Origin of the sequence: Streptomyces pactum, assembly GCF_016031615.1 — a bacterium.
GTDB classification, from domain to species: domain Bacteria; phylum Actinomycetota; class Actinomycetes; order Streptomycetales; family Streptomycetaceae; genus Streptomyces; species Streptomyces pactus.
In genome coordinates this window covers 5,712,650-5,734,966 of sequence record NZ_JACYXC010000001.1, presented here as the reverse complement: position 1 = coordinate 5,734,966, position 22,317 = coordinate 5,712,650, and the positions used below count along the sequence as shown (strand labels likewise).

General features: G+C 73.4%; 18 protein-coding genes. 5 read left to right on the top strand and 13 right to left on the bottom strand.

Features of this window, described 5'->3' with window-relative positions; genetic code table 11:
* The first annotated feature begins 325 nt into the window (after positions 1–325).
* Entirely contained in the window at positions 326–1,360 is a 1,035-nt protein-coding gene (locus tag IHE55_RS22530; RefSeq protein ID WP_197990680.1) for a ferredoxin family protein, read from the top strand.
* A gap of 197 nt (positions 1,361–1,557) precedes the next feature.
* Here IHE55_RS22530 and IHE55_RS22525 read toward each other — a convergent pair whose 3' ends face one another.
* The gene (locus IHE55_RS22525) at positions 1,558–2,046 is read right to left on the bottom strand and encodes a DUF485 domain-containing protein (RefSeq protein WP_307826781.1); all 489 of its coding nucleotides are present in this window, start codon (positions 2,044–2,046) and stop codon (positions 1,558–1,560) included.
* Positions 2,047–2,550: 504 nt separating this feature from the next.
* On the bottom strand, positions 2,551–4,683 hold the full coding sequence (locus IHE55_RS22520) for a DNA gyrase/topoisomerase IV subunit B (protein WP_197990679.1): 2,133 nt from the start codon (positions 4,681–4,683) through the stop codon (positions 2,551–2,553).
* Positions 4,684–5,124: 441 nt separating this feature from the next.
* On the opposite strand from IHE55_RS22520, the gene IHE55_RS22515 reads away from it, so the two are divergent.
* The gene (locus IHE55_RS22515) at positions 5,125–5,355 is read left to right on the top strand and encodes a DUF7455 domain-containing protein (RefSeq protein WP_197990678.1); all 231 of its coding nucleotides are present in this window, start codon (positions 5,125–5,127) and stop codon (positions 5,353–5,355) included.
* A 149-nt stretch (positions 5,356–5,504) separates the two neighbouring features.
* On the opposite strand, the gene IHE55_RS22510 is transcribed toward IHE55_RS22515, so the two are convergent.
* The 5 genes from IHE55_RS22510 to IHE55_RS22490 all read right to left on the bottom strand — a co-directional run bounded on the left by IHE55_RS22510 (position 5,505) and on the right by IHE55_RS22490 (position 12,063).
* Positions 5,505–6,326 (bottom strand): S1 family peptidase, encoded by an 822-nt coding sequence (locus IHE55_RS22510; RefSeq protein WP_197990677.1) that lies wholly within the window; start codon positions 6,324–6,326, stop codon positions 5,505–5,507.
* 159 nt (positions 6,327–6,485) lie between these two features.
* The gene (locus IHE55_RS22505; RefSeq protein WP_197990676.1) at positions 6,486–8,045 is read right to left on the bottom strand and encodes an RNA polymerase sigma factor; all 1,560 of its coding nucleotides are present in this window, start codon (positions 8,043–8,045) and stop codon (positions 6,486–6,488) included.
* A gap of 360 nt (positions 8,046–8,405) precedes the next feature.
* The gene (locus IHE55_RS22500) at positions 8,406–9,347 is read right to left on the bottom strand and encodes a FadR/GntR family transcriptional regulator (protein WP_307826780.1); all 942 of its coding nucleotides are present in this window, start codon (positions 9,345–9,347) and stop codon (positions 8,406–8,408) included.
* A gap of 263 nt (positions 9,348–9,610) precedes the next feature.
* Positions 9,611–10,369: an NUDIX hydrolase gene (locus IHE55_RS22495; RefSeq protein WP_197990674.1), complete on the bottom strand. Its 759-nt coding sequence runs from the start codon at positions 10,367–10,369 to the stop codon at positions 9,611–9,613.
* A 110-nt stretch (positions 10,370–10,479) separates the two neighbouring features.
* Positions 10,480–12,063 (bottom strand): DUF4192 domain-containing protein, encoded by a 1,584-nt coding sequence (locus tag IHE55_RS22490; RefSeq protein ID WP_197990673.1) that lies wholly within the window; start codon positions 12,061–12,063, stop codon positions 10,480–10,482.
* 111 nt (positions 12,064–12,174) lie between these two features.
* Between IHE55_RS22490 and IHE55_RS22485 the strand changes: the two genes are divergently transcribed.
* Together IHE55_RS22485 and IHE55_RS22480 are read left to right on the top strand one after the other, a co-directional pair.
* Positions 12,175–14,352: a RecQ family ATP-dependent DNA helicase gene (locus IHE55_RS22485; protein ID WP_197990672.1), complete on the top strand. Its 2,178-nt coding sequence runs from the start codon at positions 12,175–12,177 to the stop codon at positions 14,350–14,352.
* Positions 14,353–14,585: 233 nt separating this feature from the next.
* Positions 14,586–15,239, top strand: a complete 654-nt coding sequence (locus tag IHE55_RS22480) for a hypothetical protein (RefSeq protein ID WP_197990671.1) — start codon at positions 14,586–14,588, stop codon at positions 15,237–15,239.
* Between the two features lie 60 nt (positions 15,240–15,299).
* Here IHE55_RS22480 and IHE55_RS22475 read toward each other — a convergent pair whose 3' ends face one another.
* The 3 genes from IHE55_RS22475 to IHE55_RS22465 form a co-directional block, all read right to left on the bottom strand.
* Positions 15,300–15,914, bottom strand: coding sequence for a hypothetical protein (locus IHE55_RS22475; protein WP_197990670.1), 615 nt, complete (start codon positions 15,912–15,914; stop codon positions 15,300–15,302).
* Between the two features lie 61 nt (positions 15,915–15,975).
* Positions 15,976–16,677, bottom strand: a complete 702-nt coding sequence (gene rnhB, locus IHE55_RS22470; RefSeq protein WP_197990669.1) for a ribonuclease HII — start codon at positions 16,675–16,677, stop codon at positions 15,976–15,978.
* A 26-nt stretch (positions 16,678–16,703) separates the two neighbouring features.
* Positions 16,704–17,327, bottom strand: a complete 624-nt coding sequence (locus IHE55_RS22465; protein ID WP_197990668.1) for a TetR/AcrR family transcriptional regulator — start codon at positions 17,325–17,327, stop codon at positions 16,704–16,706.
* Between the two features lie 116 nt (positions 17,328–17,443).
* Between IHE55_RS22465 and IHE55_RS22460 the strand changes: the two genes are divergently transcribed.
* Positions 17,444–19,000, top strand: coding sequence for an MFS transporter (locus IHE55_RS22460; protein ID WP_197990667.1), 1,557 nt, complete (start codon positions 17,444–17,446; stop codon positions 18,998–19,000).
* 68 nt (positions 19,001–19,068) lie between these two features.
* On the opposite strand, the gene IHE55_RS22455 is transcribed toward IHE55_RS22460, so the two are convergent.
* Genes IHE55_RS22455 through abc-f form a run of 3 tightly spaced genes read right to left on the bottom strand, consistent with a single transcriptional unit; the run spans position 19,069 to position 22,293 of the window.
* Positions 19,069–19,962: an ADP-ribosylglycohydrolase family protein gene (locus tag IHE55_RS22455; protein WP_197990666.1), complete on the bottom strand. Its 894-nt coding sequence runs from the start codon at positions 19,960–19,962 to the stop codon at positions 19,069–19,071.
* A gap of 12 nt (positions 19,963–19,974) precedes the next feature.
* Complete coding sequence (locus tag IHE55_RS22450) at positions 19,975–20,634, bottom strand: histidine phosphatase family protein (protein ID WP_197990665.1); 660 nt, start codon at positions 20,632–20,634, stop codon at positions 19,975–19,977.
* Between the two features lie 9 nt (positions 20,635–20,643).
* Positions 20,644–22,293 carry a ribosomal protection-like ABC-F family protein gene (gene abc-f / locus IHE55_RS22445; RefSeq protein ID WP_197990664.1) on the bottom strand — a complete coding sequence of 550 codons (1,650 nt, stop codon included), beginning with the start codon at positions 22,291–22,293 and terminating at the stop codon, positions 20,644–20,646.
* Between the last annotated feature and the right edge of the window lie 24 nt (positions 22,294–22,317).

Sequence of the window (22,317 nt, the reverse complement as noted above, 5' to 3'; positions counted from 1 at the left end):
TGCCGCCGCGCCGCGGCGCGAACGCGGCACGGTCCCGAGCGCGGCACGGCCCTGGATAACGGGTCCCCGGCGGGTGCCGGAATGGCGCCGGAAACCGGGGGGTGCCCCAGGCACTCGGGTGGTGGCTCACATACCGGATACCGGAACGGCAGCCCGGGCCCCGGGTACCCGGACGGCGTGCGCGGTCCGGCCGCCGGACGGCGCGTCCGGGCCCTCCGACACCCGGTAACGCGGCGACACTCCACCCAAGTGCGCCCGCTTTGCCCCCGATCGGCAGATATCCACCGGTGAGCAGGGCCATGGAAGCCAGGTTAGGCTTACCTTCGTGAGCTCCTGCGCCACCACCTCCAGCGATCTCGCCGAACCACTCGCCGGCACGGCCGCCCATGCCCCGACCTGGCTCCTCATCGAGCAGCCCGGGCCCTGGGGCGCCGATGCCCTCACCGGCAGCCGGCTCGACCCGGCCGTCGGCCGCGCCCTGTCCCGGGCCACCCAGGGCCTCGGTGTCCAGGTCGCCCTGATCCGGCGCCCCGGCCGGTCCGCCGGCCGCGGGCCCGGCGACGGGTGCCGCGTCTTCCTCGCCCACACCCGTCCCGGCCGGTCCTGGATCCGTACCGCCACCCTCCCCTCCGCCGCCGATCTGCTCGGCCTGGACCTCGCCGCGCCGGCGGCCGGGGACGCCGGTGGACTGCCCCCCGCGTGGACGCCGTACACCGGGGAGCCGCTGGTGCTGGTGTGCACCAACGGGAAGCGGGACCGCTGCTGCGCCGTGCTCGGCCGGCCGCTCGCCGCCGAGCTCGCCGCCTCCGGGGCCGAGGGCATCTGGGAGGTCACCCACATCGGCGGCCACCGGTTCTCCCCCACCCTGCTCGTCCTGCCGTACGGCTACGCCTACGGGCGGGCCACCGCCCGTTCGGTGCGGGAGGTGCTCGCCGCGACGCGCGAGGGCCGCGTCGTCCTGGACGGCTGCCGCGGCCGGTCCGCCTGGGAGCGCCCCGGCCAGGCCGCGGAGCTCGCGGTGCGGGAGGCGACCGGTGAGACACGGGCCGAGGCCCTGACCGTGACCGCCACCGAGGGCGCCGCTCCCGCCTGGACGGTCACCGTCGCCCACACCGACGGGCGCCGGTGGGAGGTGTCCGTGGCGCAGACCGCGGCCGCCCCGCCGCGTCCGGAGAGCTGCGGCGGCGCCCTGGGCAGCCCGGCCCGGATGGACGTGACCGCCGTCCGGGAGCCCGCCCCCCGCCCTCACCTGACAGGCCGGCCACCGCCGCGGGCACCGTTGGCCCGCCGCCCCCCACCCGGGTCGCCCCGCGAACGGCCGCCCGGGCCGGCTCACGGCGCCCCGGTCCGGCGGGCGTGACGGGTCCACCGTCCGGGCCGGCCGGCTGACGGCGGCACGGCCCGGCCCGGCCAGCTGACGGCGGCACGGCCGGACACCACGCCCGGGTTCACCGTGCGCGCGGTCCGGGCCGTCGGTTCACGCCGCGCCGGCCCCGGTCGGCACCCGTACCTCGGTCTTCAGACAGAGCGGCAGTTCCAGGGTCCGGTGGTCGCCGGTCACCGGCCGCGCTCCCGGGTCATCTCCTGGGTCAGCCACCGCAGTTCGAGCGCCACCCGGTCCCGGTGCAGCCGGGCGTGCCGGGCGTATGCCCAGGTCAGCAGGAAGGTGGTGGCGAACTGGGCGATCCCGGCGACCATCGCCACGTTGAGCGCACCGGCCGCCGGGTGCGCCATCAGCCCCGGCGCCCCGGTGGCCGCGACCACGTAGGCCAGGTACCACAGCAGGAAGGCAGCGGTGGCCGGGAGCACGAAGCGGCGGTACCGGCCGCGCACCGCCGGGAAGTCGGCGCTCTCGCGCACCTGACGGTGGACGTCGCCGCCGGGCACCGGGGGCCGGGGCCCCGCCTCGCTCCGGGGCCCGTTCTCGGCCCGGTCCTTCCCGTGGACCGGTCGCGCCTCCGCGCGCGGGTGGTCGGTGCCCGGTGCGCCGTCCCCGTCCGTCCGGTCGCGTCCGGCCCCCCGGCTCGGCCCGTCCTGTATGTGCACCCGATGTCTCCTTGTTCCGCGGCGTACGGGCCGCGGACCCAGCATGGGCAGCGAGGCAGGGGCACGGACGGCACCCCGATGATGTTCACACCATCAGGTGACGCCGTCCCGGCACGGTCGCTGCGTCCCCGCCCCCGGACGGGTGCTTCCGGTACGCCCTGGTGGACGCCCCGCCCCGGTGCCCGGCCGGCCACGGAGGGACTGCCCCGAGGGCGGCGGCGCGACGCGGGAGCGGGCCCGCACGACGAGGGGCCCTCCAGCCGGGTCCGCGGCGCGAACGGGACCGAGCCACACGCGCCCCTGCGCCACGACTCCTGCGCCACACGCCGGGCACGGCGGCACACGCGCCGGGGTGTCGCACCATGCCCGCCGGGGCCGTTGCGCCCCGGGGCGGCGCGGGGCGGACGGGCGAGCGCCCCTCCGCCGGCGGGCACGGAGGGGCGCGCAGGACGCCGGTGACGTGACGCGCGTGCGCCGGGGCGCACGGCGGCACGCCGGACCGGGTCAGATGTCGATCCGGGACCGGTCCAGGGTGGCCGCGGAGTTGGTGATGAACTCCTTGCGCGGCGCGACCTCGTTGCCCATCAGCAGGTCGAAGGCGCGCTCGGCGGCCTCCAGATCGCTGATGTTGATCCGGCGGAGCGTGCGGTGGCGGGGGTCCATGGTGGTCTCGGCCAGCTGGTCGGCGTCCATCTCACCGAGGCCCTTGTAGCGCTGGATGCCCTCCTTGTAGCGCACGTTCTTCTTCCGGAGCTGCATCAGGGTCTCCTGCAACTCCTTGTCGGAGTAGGTGTAGATGTACTTGTCCTGCCCCTTCTTGGGGTTGGTCAGCTCGATCCGGTGCAGCGGCGGCACCGCGGAGAACACCCGTCCCTGCTCGACCATCGGCCTCATGTACCGCTGGAAGAGGGTGAGCAGCAGACAGCGGATGTGGGCGCCGTCGACATCGGCGTCGGCGAGGAAGATCACCTTGCCGTAGCGGGCCTGGTCGATGTCGAAGGTCCGGCCCGAGCCGGCTCCTATCACCTGGATGATCGCCCCGCACTCGGCGTTCTTCAGCATGTCGGAGACCGAGGACTTCTGGACATTGAGGATCTTGCCGCGGATGGGCAGCAGCGCCTGGAACTCGGAGTTGCGGGCGAGCTTGGCGGTGCCCAGCGCGGAGTCACCCTCGACGATGAACAGCTCGCTGCGCTCCACGTCGTCGCTGCGGCAGTCGGCCAGCTTCGCCGGCAGCGAGGAGGACTCCAGCGCGGTCTTGCGGCGCTGCGCCTCCTTGTGCTGGCGGGCCGCGATCCGGGTCCGGGCGGCGGCAACCACCTTCTCCAGCACGGCGCGGGCCTGCTGCTTGGCGTCCCGCTTGGTGGAGGTGAGGAACGCCTTCAGCTCCTTGGCCACCACGTTCGCCACGATCCGGGAGGCCGCCGAGGTGCCGAGCACCTCCTTGGTCTGGCCCTCGAACTGGGGCTCCGCCAGCCGGACGGTGACGACCGCGGTCATCCCCTCCATGGCGTCGTCCTTGACCACGTCGTCCTCGGCCACCCGGAGCAGCTTGGAGGAGCGCAGCACCTCGTTCACGGTGCGGGTGACGGCCCGCTCGAAGCCGGCGACGTGGGTGCCGCCCTTGGGGGTGGCGATGATGTTGACGAAGGACCGGACCGTGGTGTCGTATCCGGTGCCCCAGCGCAGCGCGATGTCCACGCCCAGTTCCCGGGTGACCTCGGTGGGCGTCATGTGGCCCCGGTCGTCCAGGACCGGCACGGTCTCCTTGAAGGTGCCCTGGCCGGTGAGGCGGAGGACGTCGCAGACCGCCTTGTCGGCGGCGAGGTACTCGCAGAACTCGCTGATGCCGCCGTCGAACCGGAAGGTCTCCTCGGCGTGCTTCGGCTCCCCCTCCCCGCCCTCGGGGGTGCGCTCGTCGCGGACCACGATGGTCAGGCCGGGCACCAGGAAGGCGGTCTGGCGGGCGCGGGCGTGCAGCGTCTCCAGGGAGAGCTTGGCGTCCTTGAGGAAGATCTGCCGGTCCGCCCAGTAGCGGACGCGGGTGCCGGTACGGGTCTTGGGTACCCGCTTGTTCTTCAGCAGCCCGTTGGCCGGGTCGAACGGCGCGTCCGGGCCGGACTCGGTGAAGATGCCGGGGACGCCGCGGCGGAAGCTGATCGAGTGGGTCTTGCCGTCCCGGTCCACCTCCACGTCCAGCCGGGCGGAGAGCGCGTTGACCACGGAGGCGCCGACGCCGTGCAGACCGCCGGAGGCGGCGTACGAGCCGCCCCCGAACTTGCCGCCGGCGTGCAGCTTGGTCATGACGACCTCGACGCCCGACAGCCCCGTCTTGGGCTCGACGTCGACCGGGATGCCGCGGCCGTTGTCGCGCACCTCCACCGAGCCGTCGTCGTGGAGGATGACCTCGATGCGGTCGCAGTAGCCCCCGAGCGCCTCGTCGACGGAGTTGTCGATGATCTCCCAGAGGCAGTGCATCAGGCCGCGGCTGTCGGTCGAGCCGATGTACATACCGGGGCGCTTGCGCACCGCCTCAAGTCCTTCGAGGACGAGCAGGTGCCGCGCGGTGTAGTTGGAGCCGCCCCGGTCTGCCCCGGTCAGCAGCGCAGTGGACGGCACGGACGTGTCGGCGGTCACGCGGTTCGCTCCTCGCTGAATTTCTGGATGGGCCTACTCCGGCCACGGTGGTGGCCGGGTCGCCCTTGAGAGCCTACCGAGGCCAGATAGAGCCGTTGTGCCGCCACCCGTGCGGATGACCATGCTAGACGAGAACGCCACCTTTCGCTCACGCGTTCGATACCCCGTGAAGCTGACACAAACATCACGTTCCTTTTCAGGCATGAACCATTTAGGCTCCGGGCACGTCCTCAAGCACAACCGGCAACCCGGCCGGGAGGGCAAGACCGACAAGCGACGTGAAACCGTAGACCAAGGCAATACGGCTCATTCGCCGCCAAACCGTCACCATCCAGCCGACTCAGAAGGAATTTTCAAGAAAAAGGCACGAGCGGGAACGTTTTCGGCCTGGTTGGATGTTGACCCTGGTACGACAGCTCGTCGAGCTAGAGAAGAGGCGACGTGACTACTGTTCTGACCCCCGCGAGCCCGCTGACGGCCGCCGACCGCTGCGACCGCTGCGGCGCCCAGGCCTACCTGCGCGTCGTCCTGATGAGCGGCGGTGAGCTGCTCTTCTGCGCCCATCACGGACGTAAGTTCGAGCCGGAACTCAAGAAGATCGCCGCCGAGATACAGGACGAGACGGAGCGACTCACCACCGTCCCGGCGTCCGCGTCCGAAGACGAACGCTGACACCTCGCGCCCACGACGAGCCGCACGGCCCATGGACTGCGGGCGGTCACCTCTGCCACGAGGTGACCGCCCCTTTCCGTTTCCCGGCGCGTGGGGTGCCTCGACCTGTCCGACTCCGCTCCGTCCGCCGGTCCCGCAGGGCCCCCGGTTCAGCCGTGCGCGGCCACCAGGGGCGCGACCGCGGACATCCTGGTGTACACACCGGGGCTGCCGGCCTCCCCGCAGCCGCTGCCCCAGGAAACCAGCCCGATGAGTTTCCCGTGGGCGACGAGCGGCCCGCCGCTGTCGCCCTGGCACGCGTCCCGGCCGCCTTCCGGCAGCCCGGCGCAGACCATCGACGCCGCCCGGTACGTGCCGTCCCCGCCGCTGGGGTAGGCGTCGGCGCAGCGGGCGTCGTCCAGTACCCGGACCGGGGCGGAGCGCAGTGTCCGTGAGTAGCTGCCGTCGCCCCGGGTGTCGCCCCAGCCGTAGACCGCCGCCGCCGTTCCGGGCCGGTACGCCGGATCCCCCTTGGGCGCCATCGGCAGCGGCGTCAGCGGCTGGTCCACGGTGAGCACCGCGATGTCGCCGGCATGGGTCCGCGGGTCGTACTCGGGGTTCACCCACACCCGGCGCACCGGCAGCTCCTGGCCCTCCTCGCCGCCCAGATCGCCCCGGCCGACCACCACGCGCAGATCGGGCACCTCGCGCCAGTCCACACCCAGCACCTCCGGCCGCATGCAGTGAGCGGCGGTGACGACCGTGGACCGGGACACCGCCACGCCCCCGCAGAACTGGCCCGACCGGGCGTCGCCGAAGCGGTCACGACTGGCCAGGGCCACCATCCAGGGGGCGTCGGACATCTGCACCGACCGGCCGCCGACCACCGCCCGGCCCGCGACCGCCTGCCCCGGGCAGACCACTGACAGGGCCAGCGCGCCGACGAGCGCGGCCACGGGACCCAGGACGGACGAACGGCTCCGGATGCGCATACTCTCTCCTGACCGTATGGAGCGATGTACGCACCCAGCGTCACCCATCGCCGGAGCTTCCGCATCCGGAGCGGCCGCGGACCGGGACAGCACGAAGGCCGGGCCCGGTGAGGGGCCCGGCCTTGCCGGGGCCGGCCGCGGACGGCCGGTGGACCCGGATCAGTCCAGGTAGTCGCGGAGGACCTGGGAACGGGACGGGTGCCGCAGCTTCGACATGGTCTTCGACTCGATCTGGCGGATCCGCTCACGGGTGACGCCGTAGACCTTGCCGATCTCGTCCAGGGTCTTCGGCTGGCCGTCGGTGAGGCCGAAGCGCATGGAGACCACGCCGGCCTCCCGCTCGCTGAGCGTGTCGAGGACCGAGTGCAGCTGCTCCTGGAGGAGCGTGAAGCTGACCGCGTCGGCCGGGACGACCGCCTCGGAGTCCTCGATGAGGTCACCGAACTCGCTGTCGCCGTCCTCACCCAGCGGGGTGTGCAGCGAGATCGGCTCGCGACCGTACTTCTGGACCTCGATGACCTTCTCGGGGGTCATGTCGAGTTCCTTGGCCAGCTCCTCCGGGGTGGGCTCACGGCCCAGGTCCTGGAGCATCTGGCGCTGGACGCGGGCGAGCTTGTTGATGACCTCGACCATGTGCACCGGGATGCGGATGGTGCGGGCCTGGTCGGCCATGGCGCGGGTGATCGCCTGCCGGATCCACCAGGTGGCGTACGTGGAGAACTTGTAGCCCTTGGTGTAGTCGAACTTCTCGACGGCGCGGATCAGACCGAGGTTGCCCTCCTGGATCAGGTCCAGGAAGAGCATGCCGCGGCCGGTGTACCGCTTGGCCAGCGAGACGACCAGCCGGAGGTTGGCCTCCAGCAGGTGGTTCTTGGCCCGGCGGCCGTCCTCGGCGATGATCTCCAGCTCGCGCTTGAGCTTCGGCGCCAGCTTGTCGGAGTTGGCGAGCTTGTCCTCCGCGAAGAGCCCGGCCTCGATCCGCTTGGCCAGCTCCACCTCCTGCTCGGCGTTGAGGAGGGGGACCTTGCCGATCTGCTTGAGGTAGTCCTTCACCGGGTCGGCGGTGGCGCCGGCCGCCGCGACCTGCTGCGCCGGAGCGTCGTCCTCGTCCTCGTCGGAGAGGACGAAGCCCTGGTTCTCGCCTTCGCCCTCCGCGCCCTCGGCACCCGGCTTGCCGGGACCGGCGACGTCGTCGAGGACCTCGTCGCCCTCGAGCAGCTCGTCGGCGTCCTTCTTGGCGGTGGTCTTCTTCGCCGTCGTCTTCTTGGCGACGGTCTTCTTCGCCGTCGCCTTCTTCGCCGCGGTCTTCTTCGCGGCGGCCTTCTTCGCGGGGGCGGTCGCGGCCTCGTCGGCCGAACCGGCACCGGCCTCACCAGCGGTGACGGACGGCGCGGCGGCCCTCTTGGTGGTGACCGTCTTGGCCGCGACGGTCTTGGTGGCGGTGCGCTTCGCCGGGCTCTTCGCTGCGACGCTCTTGCGGGTGCGCTTCGGCGCTTCTGCGGCACTGACCATCAGCGTCACACCCTCCTCGTCGAGGATCTGGTTGAGGCTGCGCAGAACGTTCTTCCACTGGGTTGGCGGAATCTGGTCAGCCTCGAAGGCCCGACGCACGTCGTCCCCGGCGATCTGCCCATCAGCCTTTCCCCGCTCGATGAGCGCCATGACAGACTCGGACTCGGCGATCTCCGGCGGGAGCGTACGGGATGTGCTGGCCGACACGAACAACCTCTCGGAATGATGGAAACGGCTTCCGGCCCGGTCCACGGTGGATCCGGAGCCGACGACCACCGGCAGGGATGACCGGCGGCGGCGGAAGTGCAGGGGACTACAGCGTCGCGAACGACCTCCGTATTCCCTCCGCGGCTGCCACCTCTTTAGTCATCGCGCGGCACCGGAGAGCGTTACGCCCGTTTGTCGTGGCCCGAGTCACATGACAAAACGGGCAAATACGAACAGAAGTGGTGGCAGCACCGTGCGTCGCCGGATCCCCGGGTCCACCGGGCGACCCGGCCCCGGGATCCGGCGACGCCCTGTCGTCCACGCCCGCCGCCGTCGCGCCGGTTCCGGAGGACGGGCAGATCAGTGCTCGCGCGGTGCGGGCACCACGCGCTCGACCTCGGGGTGCACGGTGAGCAGCTGCCGCATGGCCGTCTCCGCCGCCGTGCCGTCCCCCGCGCCGACCGCCTCGACGATCCGGCGGTGGTGGCCGACCCCCGCCTCTCCGGGGCGGTCGCAGCCGATGGCCGGGCCGCCGGAGACGTGGAGTGCGGAGGACACGATGCCCGCCAGGTGCTCCAGCATCCGGTTGCCCCCGACCTGGAGGAGCAGGGCGTGGAACTCCGCGTCGGCCCGGGAGTAGGTCAGCGTGTCCGCCTGGGCGAGCGCGTGCCCCATGATCTCCACCATGTCCGCCAGCCGCTGCTGGACCTCCTCCCGCCCGTGACCGGCGGCCAGCCGCGCCGCCAGCGGTTCGATGGTCCAGCGCAGCTCGCACAGCTCGCGCCGCTGGTCGTCGCGCTGGGGGCCGAACGCCCGCCATTCGATGATGTCGGGGTCGAGCAGGTTCCAATCGCTGACCGGACGGACCCGGGTGCCGACGTTGGGCCGCGCGCTGACCAGCCCCTTGGCCTCCAGCACCCGCAGGGACTCCCGGACGACGGTGCGGGAGACCTCGAAGCGCTGGCCGATCTCCTCGGGGACGAGCGGGCGGTCGGCACCCAGATCGCCGGAGACGATCATCTGGCCGAGCTGCTGGACGAGTTGGCCGTGCAGTCCGCGGCCGCGGTTGCCGGCCGCGCGGCGCCCCACGCGCCCGATCTCGGTGTCGGAGCCGTCCCAGGCGGGGGCGCTGCCGCGCTCGGCACCTGCGGCGTCGGGGTAGGGATAGCGGTCAAGCTCGCCCGAACCGGCGAGGCCGGAGTCGGCGGGGCGAGCCGCGGTCATCGTGGTGTGCGCAAGGGTACTCACGCATCCTTTGTCGGCGACACCTCCCAGACCATTAGGGTCTTTGGTGAAAAGCACACGAAAGGGTGATCGACCATTACCTCACAATTGACGCCTAATCGGACAGATACCGTCAGTCATCGCGGAGTTGCGGCCGACCAGGGCGAACAGGGCTGTTCACGGGCGTGATCCGCCCGTACGGCCCGCGCACCGCGGCCCGGCGGCCCGGCGGCCCGTACGCCGGAACGGGTCCAGGGTTCGGCGGTTCGGCCGCCCGCGGCCGCAACACTCCCCGCACCCCGCCCGGTTCGTGCGCCGTCCCGGCGCACCCCTTGCGGCCCTCACGCCTCCGGGCGCAGCATCGGCGGGTTCAGCAGCGTCGCACCGCCCGCCCGGAACAACTGGGCCGGACGCCCGCCTTGGCGCGTGGTGGTCCCCCCGGTGGGCACCAGGAACCCCGGTGTTCCGGTGACCTTGCGGTGGAAGTTGCGCGGATCCAGCGCCACCCCCCACACCGCCTCGTACACCCGCCTCAGCTCCCCCACGGTGAACTCCTGGGGGCAGAACGCCGTGGCCAGCGAGGAGTACTCGATCTTCGACCGGGCCCGCTCCACGCCGTCCGCCAGGATGCGGGCGTGGTCGAAGGCGAGCGGCGGGGACGCGGCGTCCTGACGGTAGGCGCCGTTCCCGTCGAGCAGCACCTCCACCGGCGCCCACCGGACGCTGTGCGCGTCACCACCCGGCCGCGGCGCGGGCAGGTCGGGCGCGAGCGCCAGGTGAGCCACGCTGACCACGCGCATCCGGGGGTCGCGGTCCGGGTCCCCGTAGGTCGCGAGCTGTTCCAGGTGGGCCGCGTTGGGCGGCGCCGGCAGCGAGGGGTCGTGCGCGAGCAGGCCCGTCTCCTCGGCGAGTTCCCGCGCGGCCGCCGCCGCGATGTCCTCGTCGGCCCGGACGAACCCGCCCGGGAGTGCCCACCGCCCCTGGTAGGGCGGCTCGCCCCGGCGGACGGCGAGCGCGCAGAGCGCGTGCCGCCGCACCGTGAGCACGACCAGATCGACGGTGACGGCGAAGGGCGGGAAGGCCGACGGGTCGTAGGGCATGGAACGATCATAGTCGTCTCCCTGACGATAATCAGGACGTTCCGTTCACGCACCGGCGGAAACCGGCCGGTCCGGGCGGGGTGTACGGGCCGGGGAACGCCGCGGGCGGCTCATCGCCACTCCCGCCGCCCCGGACGCCCGCGCTCCCGGGCCCGGGGAGCCGGGCGCCGTCCGTCCCGGCCTCCGCGGGGCGCCCCCGGACCGGCGGGCCCGGGGCGGCAGCGGCGGGGCCCACGGCGGTCCGCCGGACGGACCGGCGGCGCGGCCGGCCCGTCCGGGGCGGCTGTGGGGGAAGCGGCCTCGTCGCCGGCGGGCCGGAGGGCGGAGTCCTCGTCACCGGCCGACCGGGCGGCGGGTTCGCCGGTGGCCGGCTCGGCGGCTGTCGTGCCGCCGGGCCGCGGGCACAGGGGCGCCGCACCGGCCCCGGCACCGGCGGCCCCGGTGTGCGGGGGCGGCGTGCCCGGTGTCCCGGTGCCGGGGGTGCGCGAGGGCTGTACGGCGGGCGGCTCGGTGCGCGCCAACTCCGCGTGGACGGCGCCGTGCACCGCCTGGTCGGCCCGCTCACGCCGCAGACAGCGCCGCAGCTGTTCCGGGTCCATGCCGTCGTTGCACGCCTGGTGCAGCAGCTTGGCGAAGAGGTAGTCGGGATCGGCGCGCAGCGCCCGGCCGAGCGCCACCCGCGCCGACGGTTCGTCCCCCGTCGACCAGGCGACCCAGCCGGCGAGGGTGAGGGGCGCCGCGGCGTAACCGGCGTACGCCCCCGCGCAACGCCGCGCCAGCGCCCGCCACAGACGCAGCGCGGGGCCGGCCTCCGGGCCCTCCATCCACTCCGCCGCGCGGTCCCGCGTCACCCGGTCCTGGAGCCCCATGATCACGGTCGCCGCCTCGTCGGCGGTGAGCAGGCCGTCGTCACGCGCGTCCGCCGCGAGCGGGTCGGCGATCGGTGGCTCGGCGCGCAACCGGTCCATCAGCGCGCTCAGCAGGGTCAGCGTCTCCTCCCGGACGGCCGCGCTGCCGCCGCCGAGGACCCGGGGGACGAGGACGGACGCGGCCCGGTCCAGCGCGCCCTCCTGGCCGGGGGCCCGGGTCTCCCCGAGCGGTGCCAGCCGGGCCTCCAGCTGCCGGAGGGTGCCCCGCACCTGGATGCCCGCGTAGGCGGCCGCGGCGGCCATCACGGAGGTGCCGGGGACGCCGAGCGGTGTGCCGTCCGGCGGGCAGCAGCGCGGATCCGGGCAGCAGTACGACCAGAAGCGCCCGTCCGAGATGCACAGGGCCTCGAAGACCGGCATGTCCAGCCGGCCGCAGGCCACCCGCAGGCGCTGCGCCAGGGGCCTGAGCCGCTCCATCACGTCCCGTCCGGAGGCGCCGGCGGCGGGGTCCTGGCACAGGAACAGCACCACACCGTCCGGCCGCTCGCCGCGCCGCTCGCTGCCGGTGGCCAGGGATTCCGCGAGCTGATCACCGGCCTCGGGCCAGTCCTCGGCGGCCTGCGGGATGCCCATCCGGAGCCGCCCGCCGAACCGGCCCTGCGGGCCGTGCAGCGCGACCAGCACGATGCTGTCGTCGGGGTGGAAGCCGAGCAGGAAGGGGAGCGCGTCGGCGAGATCGGCCGGACCGCGCAGCGTGACCTGCTCCTCGCCCGAGGGACCGGCCGACGCGTGGTGGGTGAAGGCGTTCGCTTCGTGGTGAGTCATGGCATGACGGTCCCGCGATCACCGAGATCGCGCCAGGCCTGTGGATAACGTTATCCACAGGCTGCCGGGCGCCGGTCGCGCGATGTCGGTCCCATCGGGTTGCATGGAGGCATGACCGACAACGATCTCCGCGTCCGTGCCGACCGTGTGCTCGCCCGCCTGGTCGGCGACGCCTCCGGAGCCGCCCGCCTCCGCGAGGACCAGTGGCGTGCCGTGGAGGCGCTGGTCGCCCACCGTCGCCGGGCCCTGGTGGTGCAGCGCACCGGCTGGGGGAAGTCCGCGGTCTACTTCGTCGCCACGGCGCTGCTGCGGGAGCGGGGCGGTGGCCCCACCGTCATCGTGTCCCCCCTGCTGGCGCTGATGCGGAACCAGGTCGAGTCGGCGGCCCGGGCCGGCATCCACGCCCGCACGATCAACTCGGCCAACCCCGAGGAGTGGGAGTCCGTCCAGGCCGAGGTGGCCGCGGGGGAGGTGGATGTGCTCCTGGTCAGCCCGGAGCGCCTCAACAACCCGGACTTCCGGGACCAGGTGCTGCCGAAGCTGGCCGCCACGACCGGGCTGCTCGTGGTGGACGAGGCGCACTGCATCTCCGACTGGGGGCACGACTTCCGCCCCGACTACCGCAGGCTGCGCACCCTGCTGGCCGATCTGCCGCCCGGGGTGCCGGTGCTGGCGACGACCGCGACCGCCAACGCGCGGGTCACCGCCGATGTCGCCGAGCAGTTGGGCACCGGCCCGGACGGCACCGGCGACGAGGGCCGGGCCCTGGTGCTGCGCGGCCCTCTGGACCGCAAGAGCCTGAGCCTGTCGGTGGTCGGCCTGCCGGATGCCGCCCACCGGCTGGCCTGGCTCGCCGATCATCTCGGCGACCTCCCCGGTTCCGGCATCGTGTACACCCTCACCGTGGCGGCGGCCGAGGAGGTCACGGCCCATCTGCGCCGGTGCGGTCACGCCGTGGCCTCCTACACCGGGCGGACGGAGAACGCCGACCGGATGCAGGCCGAGCAGGACCTCCTGGCGAACCGGGTGAAGGCCCTGGTGGCCACGTCCGCCCTCGGCATGGGGTTCGACAAGCCCGACCTCGGGTTCGTGGTGCACCTGGGCTCGCCCTCCTCCCCCATCGCCTACTACCAGCAGGTGGGCCGTGCCGGGCGCGGGGTCGACCACGCCGAGGTGCTGCTGCTGCCCGGTCGCGAGGACGAGGCGATCTGGCAGTACTTCGCCTCCCTGGCCTTCCCCTCCGAGGAGCAGGTGCGGCGGACCCTCGACGTGCTCGCCGCGGCCGGCCGCCCGCTCTCCCTGCCCGCGCTGGAACCGCAGGTCGATCTGCGCCGCTCCCGCCTGGAGACCATGCTGAAGGTGCTGGACGTGGACGGTGCGGTGCGGCGCGAGCGGGGCGGCTGGACCGCGACCGGACGCCCCTGGACGTACGACGCCCGGCGGTACGCCTGGGTGGCGCGCCAGCGGGAGGCCGAGCAGCAGGCGATGCGCGACTACGCGCGCTCCACGGAGTGCCGGATGGCCTTTCTCCAGCGGCAGCTGGACGACGAGACCGCCGCCCCGTGCGGGCGGTGCGACAACTGCGCCGGGTCCCGGTTCGGCTCCGAAGTCTCCGAGGCCGCCCTGGCGGCGGCCCGTGGGGAGCTCATGCGCCCCGGGGTCGAGGTGGAGCCCCGGCGGATGTGGCCCACCGGACTGCCCGCCGTCGGGGTGGACCTCAAGGGGCGCATACCGCCCGGCGAACAGGCATCCGTGGGCAGGGCGCTGGGCCGGCTCTCCGACATCGGCTGGGGCAACCGGCTGCGCCCGATGCTCGCCCCGCAGGCACCCGACGGCCCCGTTCCGGACGATGTGGCCAACGCGGTGGTGACCGTACTGGCCGACTGGGCGAAGGGGCCAGGCGGATGGGCCTCCGGAGGCGCGGACGCCCCGGCCCGGCCGGCCGGTGTGGTGACCATGGCCTCGCTCTCGCACCCCCGGCTCATCCGGTCGCTGGGCGAGCGGATCGCGTCCGTGGGCCGGATACCTCTGCTGGGCGCCGTCTCCTACGTGGAGGGAGCGGACGCGACGAAGGTGCCCCGCTCCAACAGCGCTCAGCGGCTCCGGGCGCTGCACGGTGCGCTGACCGTGCCCCCCGCGCTCGCCGAGGCGGTGTCGGCGGCGGCCGGACCGGTGCTGCTGATCGACGACCTGACCGATTCGGGGTGGACGCTCGCGGTGGCGACCCGGCTGCTCCGCCGGGCGGGCGCGCAGGGGGTGTTGCCGCTGGTCCTCGCGGTGCAGGGCTGACCGGGACGGGCTGCCGGGCACCGGAGCACCGGAGTACAGGACAACTGAACAGGGGATATGCCGGTCACAACACCCCATACCGGGCTGCTGTTTCATCTGCTCATTGCCGTCCACCTGCCCGACCGCGAGAATTGGGGCAGTTCCCCGCTCCGCCTGTGGACAGCCGGGGCGCCGTCCTCGCGCGCCCCCGCCCGACGGTCCCGAACGCGGGCTACGCAGAGGAAGGGAGACCGGTGACCCTCGGCTTCACTTCTCCGGCGCCCGCGGACCCGGCGCCCTCACCGGGCCGGACACTCGAACCGGCGGAGTGGGCCTCGGCGGGCATCCCGCTGCTGCGCGATCCCCGCGAGGTGGTCACCGGGCTGCACGCCCGGCACCAGCCGGTGCCGGGCACCACGGTGGTGGCGATCCTCGGCCCGGACGAGCGGCTGGTCGCCAGCGCTTCGTTCCGCCGGCGGCAGGGGCCCGCGGACGGCTGGGACTTCCGCAACGATCTGCTCGCCCGCCTGCGCCGGGTGATCCCCCACGACCTGCGCCGCAGGACCCCGGTACGCACCGCCGTCCTGCTCTGCTGCCGTGAGGGCGACAGCGGCTGGACCCCGGAGGACGGGGCCTGGATGTGGGGACTGCGCGACGCCTGCACCCTGCACGGGCTGCGCTGCGGCGCCTACATCACGCTCACCGCCACCGGCTGGCGGGTCCTGGGCGAGGACCGGGCCGGCCGCCGGCCGCACTCCGGTTCCGCGGGTCGCCCGGCCGGGGGCACCGCCGGTCCGGACCCGGGGGGCCCGGACGGCCCGGCCGAGCCCGGGACGGCGTCCGGTGGCACGGCGGCCCGTGTCTCCGGTGGAGCGTCCGCCGCGCGGCTGCGCGCGGTCGCCCGGTGACCGTCGGTTCCCCGTCGGGAGCCGCCGGTCACCGGGCGTCCGGAGTCGTCCGGGACCGGCTCAGACGCCGGCCCCGAGGAGCGGGTTGATCCGCTGCGGGTCGCCGCAGACGACCAGCAGGGCGCCGGCACGGGTCATGGCCTCGGGCAGCGCGCGGGCGATCACGTCGTCCGCGCCGCCGTTGACGGCCACCACCACGACGGGTCGCGCGCCCAGGCGGTCGGCCCCGGCGGCACCGTAGAAGACGTCGTCGGCCGCGTCCTGCTGGGCCCAGTAGGACGCCTCGCCGAAGGACAGCTCGTGCGCCGCCCAGGGGTGCTGCTCCCCTGTGGTGAGGACCAGGATCTCGCCGGGGGCCCGGCCGGAGTCCAGCAGCAGGTCCACGGTCTCGTCCGCGGCGTCCAGGGCGGCCTCCGCCGGGGCGGGGATCAGCTGGACCTGCGGAGTGGCCGGTGCCGGGGCGGCGGGAGGTGCGGGTTTGGCCGCGTCACCCGCGACGCGCTGCGCCGGGGGCGTGGCCGGACCGCGGTGCGGTCCGGGGGTACCGGGCCGCCGGGGAGCGGGCCGGGGACCGGGAACGGGACGGGGGGTCGGCACGGTGCGGCCTGCGGCCGGTGTCGCGCGGGGACCCGGGACACTCTCGTGAATCTGAGGCTCCTCGGGGATGAGAGGCATGAGCTGATATTTATCAAACGTCGGTGCGAGTCGCACCGGGGGGTGCCGAAAAAGGGACCACTCAGAAGTCGAAGCCGAGCTGGCCCCCGACTTCCGCCGCGGGGACCGCGGGGGCGAATCGGACCCGCTTGAGGTGCCGCCAGCGCGGCAAGGCGTCCAGGTAGGCCCAGGACAGTCGGTGGTGCGGGGTCGGCCCCAGTTCCTCCAGCGCCGCCCGGTGCACCGGCGAAGGGTACCCCGCGTTGTCGGCGAAGCAGAAGTCCCGGTGGGCGTCACCGAGTTCGGCCATCATGGCGTCCCGCCGCACCTTGGCGATCACGGATGCCGCGGCGACCACCACGCAGCTCCGGTCGCCTTTGATCACCGTGCGGACCCGCCAGGGCGCACCGAGGTAGTCGTGCTTGCCGTCCAGGATCACCGCGTCGGGCACCACCGGGAGCCCCTCCAGGGCCCGGGTGGCGGCCAGGCGCAGCGCGGCCGTCATGCCCAGTTCGTCGATCTCCTGCGGGGAGGCGTGACCGAGGGCGTGGGCGGTGACCCAGTTCTCCAGCTCCCGCGCCAGTTCGGTACGCCGCTTCGGGGTCAGCAGTTTGGAGTCGGTGAGTCCGTCCGGCGGGCGCCGCAGTCCGGTGACGGCGGCGCAGACGGTGACCGGCCCCGCCCACGCGCCGCGGCCGACTTCGTCGATCCCGACGACGACGCGGGCTCCGGTGGTGGCGCGGAGGGAGCGCTCGACGCTGTGGGTGGGCGGTTCGTACGGCATGGCAGGAACAACACTACGCCGCCGCCTCAGGCGCCGTGCACCCGGAGCATGGGCAGCATGACCTGATCCACGATCTCCGTCACATCGCGGTCGGTGACCTCGCCCGCGCAGACCTTGGTGCGGTACATCAGCAGGGCCGGCACCACGTCCTCGATCATTCCGCCGCAGGCGTCCGCGCGCACCTCCCCGCGGGCGATGCCGTTGCGCACGATGTGCCGGATGATCTCCTTGCCGGGTGCCAGCACCTCTCCCTTGATGAGTTCGGCGATGCGCTCGGCCGCCCCGTGGTCGCACTCGTGGATGACGGCCCGCACGGCCACCCCTGACCGGGAGCGCATGGAGGAGAGCATGGAGTAGCAGAAGCTGAGCAGGTCGGCCCGGAGACTGCCGTGGTCCGGCGGATCGGGGGGCTTGGGCAGCCCGGCCCGCAGCGCGTCGATGACCAGGTCCTCCTTGGTGGACCAGCGGCGGTAGACCGCGGCCTTCCCGGTCTGCGCACCGGCGGCGACCCCCTCCATGGTGAGCCCCTTCCAGCCGACCTCGCTCAGCTGGTCGAGTGCGGCGGACAGGATCGCGCGCTCCAGCACGGGGCCGCGACGACGCACCGCCGGGGGCTGCGCTCCGGTCGCGTGCCGGCCCGAACTGACCATGTTTCTCTCTCCGTTGTGCGGGAATCGGATACCGCTTGCGCCTGTGGTTCGAGGCTCACTAACGTCGATGATGCAGTGAACGGGCCCGTTCACTAAGTCTTCTCAGGGGAAACGTTGTGACAGCCTCTCAGGTCATACCCGACAAAAAATCCGGCGCGGCCAGGCGGGAAGGCCGGCCCGGTATCGCCCTGGCCGTCATCGCCGCCTGTCAGCTCATGGTGGTACTCGACGCGACGATTGTGAATATCGCGCTCCCGCACATCCAGGACGCGCTCAGCTTCTCCACGACCGATCTGTCCTGGGTCGTCACCGCCTACACCCTCACCTTCGGCGGTCTGCTGCTCCTCGGCGGCCGGGCCGGGGACATCCTCGGCCGCAGGCGGGTCTTCACGTTCGGCATCGTGCTGTTCACCCTCGCGTCGCTGCTCGGCGGTTTCGCCCAGGAGCCGTGGCAGCTGCTGGCGGCACGGGCCCTGCAGGGTGTCGGCGGCGCCATCGCCTCCCCCACCGCCCTGGCGCTGATCACCACGACGTTCCCGGAAGGTCCCGAACGGAACAAGGCCTTCGGCGTGTTCGCGGCCGTCTCCGCCGGTGGTGGCGCGATCGGTCTGCTGGCGGGCGGCATGCTCACCGAATGGCTCGACTGGCGCTGGGTGCTCTTCGTGAACGTGCCGATCGGCATCCTCATCGTGGTGCTCACCCCGATCTACATCAGCGAGTCGGAGAAGCACTCGGGCAGCTTCGACATCACCGGCGCGCTCACCTCGACCCTGGGTATGGCGGCGCTGGTGTACGGCTTCATCCGCGCCTCCGAGGACGGCTGGAGCGACGGGATCACCCTCGCGTCCTTCGCCGCGGCCGTGGTGCTGCTGGCGGCCTTCGCGCTGATCGAGAAGCGGGCGCGGGAACCGATCACACCGCTGCGGATGTTCGCCGACCGCAACCGGGCCGGCACGTACCTGATCATGCTGAGCCTGTCGGCGGCGATGTTCGGCATGTTCTTCTTCATCGTGATCTACGTCCAGAAGGTGCTGGACTACAGCCCGATCTCGGCCGGTATCGCCTTCCTGCCGGTCACCGCGTCGATCGTGGTCTCGGCGGGGCTGTCCCAGCGGCTGCTGCCGGTCTTCGGGCCCAAGCCGTTCATGGTGGTGGGGTCGGTCATCACCGGCGGCGCCATGGGCTGGCTGGTTCTCCTGGATGCCGACAGCTCCTACCTGGGCGGGGTGCTCGGCCCGATGCTGCTGTTCGGCTTCGGCATGGGTCTGAACTTCGTGACGCTGACCCTCACCGCCGTCTCCGGGGTGGAGCAGCAGGAGGCGGGGGCGGCCTCGGGTCTGCTCAACGCCATGCAGCAGGTGGGTGGTTCACTCGGCCTGTCGATCCTGATGACGCTGTTCACCTCGGCGAGCGAGGACGAGGCGGAGAAGCAGATGCCGTCCTTCCTCAAGGAGGCCAGTCCGGAACAGCTGGCCGAGGCACAGCGGACCAAGGAAATGCCCGGGCCGTGGGGGCACCATGTGCTCGCCGAGGGCGTCTCCACCTCTTTCATCGCGGCGACCGCCCTGGTGGTCCTCGCCCTGGTCACCGCCCTGCTCGTGATCAAGGTCCGTAAGAGCGACATGGAAGCGCTCAGCGGGGCCGCCGGGGCCGGCGGCGGTCACATGGGCTAGGGACCCGGCCCCGGCCGGCCCTCGGCACCGCCGCACGGCGGCCGGGGCCGGACCGGTCGCCGGCCCGGTCAGTCCGCGGCCCGCGGCAGCCAGGCCGGCAACGGCTCCGTCCGCTCCAGCCACGCGGCCGGGGGTGCGCCGGCCGGCTCCGCCGCCACCACGCCACCGGCGATGGCGCAGGTGGTGTCCACGTCGCCGCCCGCGCGGGCGGTCGTCCAGAACATCTCCTGGTACGAGCCGAGGTGGCGGGCGGCGGCCCACAGCGCGAAGGGCACGGTGTCGTGCGCGCTGGTCCGCCGGCCGCAGCCCAGGACCGCTGCGACGGTGCCGGTGTCGTCGTAGTCGAGCATGTCCCGGGCGCGCCGCAGCCCGGCCTGTACGGCGCTGCGCGGCACCAGGGCGACGACGGCGTCGAGCAGCGCCCCCGGGTCCCGGGGCCACCGGGGGTCGGCGACCAGTGCCGCCGCGGCCGCGACGGCCATGGCCCCGACGACCGCCTCGCGGTGCTGGTGGGTGGTGTAGGCGGAGATCTCCGCCTGGTGGGTGGCCTGTTCGGCGTCGCCGGCGTACCAGGCTCCGAGCGGGGCGATGCGCATCGCGGCGCCGTTGCCCCAGGACCCCTGACCGTTGAAGAGCGCGGCGGCCAGCTCCCGCCAGTCAGCGCCCTCCCGGACCAGCCGCAGCATCCGGTTGACGGCCGGGCCGTAGCCCCGGTCGAAGTCGTGGTGGTCGGCGAAGGACCGTGCCAGCGCGTCCTGGTCGATCCTGCCGTGGGTGGCCAGGACGGCCAGCACCGAGCTGGCCATCTCGGTGTCGTCGGTCCACTGCCAGGGTGCGGGTGGCAGCTCGCGGCGGGTGAGGGCGGTGTAGTGGGCGGGTACGAAGAACTGGGAGCCGAGGGCATCCCCCACGGCCAGCCCCCGCAGGCTGGCGAGGGCGCGGGCGAAACGGTCATCGGTCATCAACAGCGAACTTTAGCGGGTGAAGCCGTACCCCTCCGGGGTGCACCAACGTTCGAACGGGCGGTCGAGGTGGTAGCGCCCGTCGGGGCCGAGGAGCAGCGCGCGGGTCTCGCCGTTGCCCGGGTTCGACAGTGATTCGAACTCGGCGACCGTCCAGTGCAGCCAGCGCATGCAGAACAGCCGCATGGTGAGCCCGTGGGTGACCAGGAGTACGTTCGGCGGGTGGTCCGGGTCCTCGAAGCTGCGCCACAGGCTCTCCAGGAACGCGCCGACCCGGTCGTAGACGTCGGCGCCCGACTCCCCTTGCGCGAACCGGTAGAAGAAGTGCCCGTAGGTGTCCCGGTACGCCTTCTGCCGGCGGACGTCCTCCCGGTCCTGCCAGTTTCCCCAGTCCTGTTCCCGCAGCCGCGGCTCCTCCCGGACCCGTGTCCTGGCCGGATCGAGGCCGAGCAGCTGGAACGTCTGGTGGGTACGCCGGTAGGGGGAGACGTAGGCCGAGATCCGCTCGTCGCCGAACATCTCCCGCAGCCGCGCCCCCGCTTCGGCCGCCTGCCTGCGGCCCCGCGGCGTCAGGCCCAGTGCGTGGTCGGGCTCGCGCTCGTACACGGTGTCATCGACGTTTCCCTCGGATTCGCCGTGCCGGACGAGGACGATGCGACGCGGTCGTGCCATACCGCCACACTAGTTCGCCGCCACCGGGCTCGCCCCGCCGCGGACGGCGCCGGCCACCGGCCTGCCGGCCCGTATCTCGCACCGCCGGCCGGTGAACCTGTCGCGCAGCATCCTGTCGTGCGAGACCACGACCAGCGCACCGGTCCAGTGCTCCAGGGCCTGCTCCAGTTCCTCCACCAGGTCCAGGGCCAGGTGGTTGGCCGGTTCGTCGAGCAGCAGCAGATCCGCGGGCCGGGCCAGCAGCCGGGCGAGGGCGAGCCTGCGGCGCTGGCCCGCGGAGAGCACGCCGACCGGCACATCGAGGTCCCGGGCGTGGAAGAGCCCGTAGGACAACAGGAGTTCGGTGTGCTCCTCGGGCGTGCCCGGCAGCCCGCGCCCGAACGCCCCGAGCAGCCGCTCGGCCGGGCGGGTCACCGGAATCTCCTGGGCGAGGTGGCCGATCCGGCCACGGCGGTGCACGCTCCCCTCGTCCGGCGGCAGCAGTCCCGCCATGACCCGCAGCAGGGTGCTCTTGCCGGCGCCGTTGGGCCCGTGGACCAGCAGCCGCTCGCCGGCCTCGACGGTGAGCCGGTCCACCGCGAGCCGGTCACCCACCCGCACCCCGTCGAGGGCCACCAGTGTCCCCTCGGTGGCCCCCGCCTCGGGGCGTGCCGTGAACCTCAAGGGGTCCGGCGGCCGTGGCACCGGGGCCTCCCGGAGCCGGCGGAGCCGCTCCTGGGCGTTGCGCACACGGCTGGAGACGGATGCCTGCACCCGGCCCTTGTCCCGGTCGTAGGCCATCTTGTTCCCGTCCGTCCGCGCCCGCCCGGGCGCGACCCGCCGGGCGGCACCGGCCGCGGCCTCGGCGAGCGCGGCGGTCTCCGCACACCACTGCCCGTATTCCTGCTCCCAGCGGCGGCGGGCGACGGCCTTGCCGGCGAGGAATCCGGCGTACCCGCCGCCGTGACGGACCAGGGTGCGGCGGCCGGCGTCCACCTCGACGACCGCGGTGGCCACCCGCTCCAGGAAGACCCGGTCGTGGGAGACGGCCACCACGGTGCCGCGGTGGGCGCGGAGGGCGTCCTCCAGCCAGGTGAGGGCGGCGCCGTCGAGGTGGTTGGTCGGCTCGTCCAGGAGCATGACCTCCGGGGCGGCGGCGATCAGACAGGCGAGCCCGAGGCGGGCCTGCTCGCCGCCGGAGAGACTTCCCAGGAGCCGCCCGGGGCCGATGTGCGCCAGGCCCAGCCCGTGCCGCGCCCGCTCGATCCGGACGTCGGCCTCGTAACCGCCGCGCGCCTCGAACGCGGTGAGCAGGTCCCCGTACTCCTGGAGCGGACCGGTGCCGCCCCCGTCGAGCGCGGACTCCAGCTCGCGCAGCCGGCCCTCCATCGCCCGGAGGTCGGCGAGCGCCGTGTCGACGGCGTCCCGCACCGTGGAACCGGGCGGCAGCTCCGGGGTCTGGGCCAGGTGTCCGGCACCGCCGCCGGTGAGCACGGTGACCGTCCCGTCGTCGGGTTCGAGCTTGCCGGCGAGCAGCTTCAGCAGGGTGGACTTCCCCGCGCCGTTCTCCCCGACGACGCCGATCCGCTCCCCGGGGCGGACGGTGAAGGACACGTCGTCGAGGAGCGTCCGCCCCCCTCGGGAGACGGTGACGTGGTGCAGTGCGATCTGGGTGGGCACGGGACGGACCTCCGGCGATTGGTG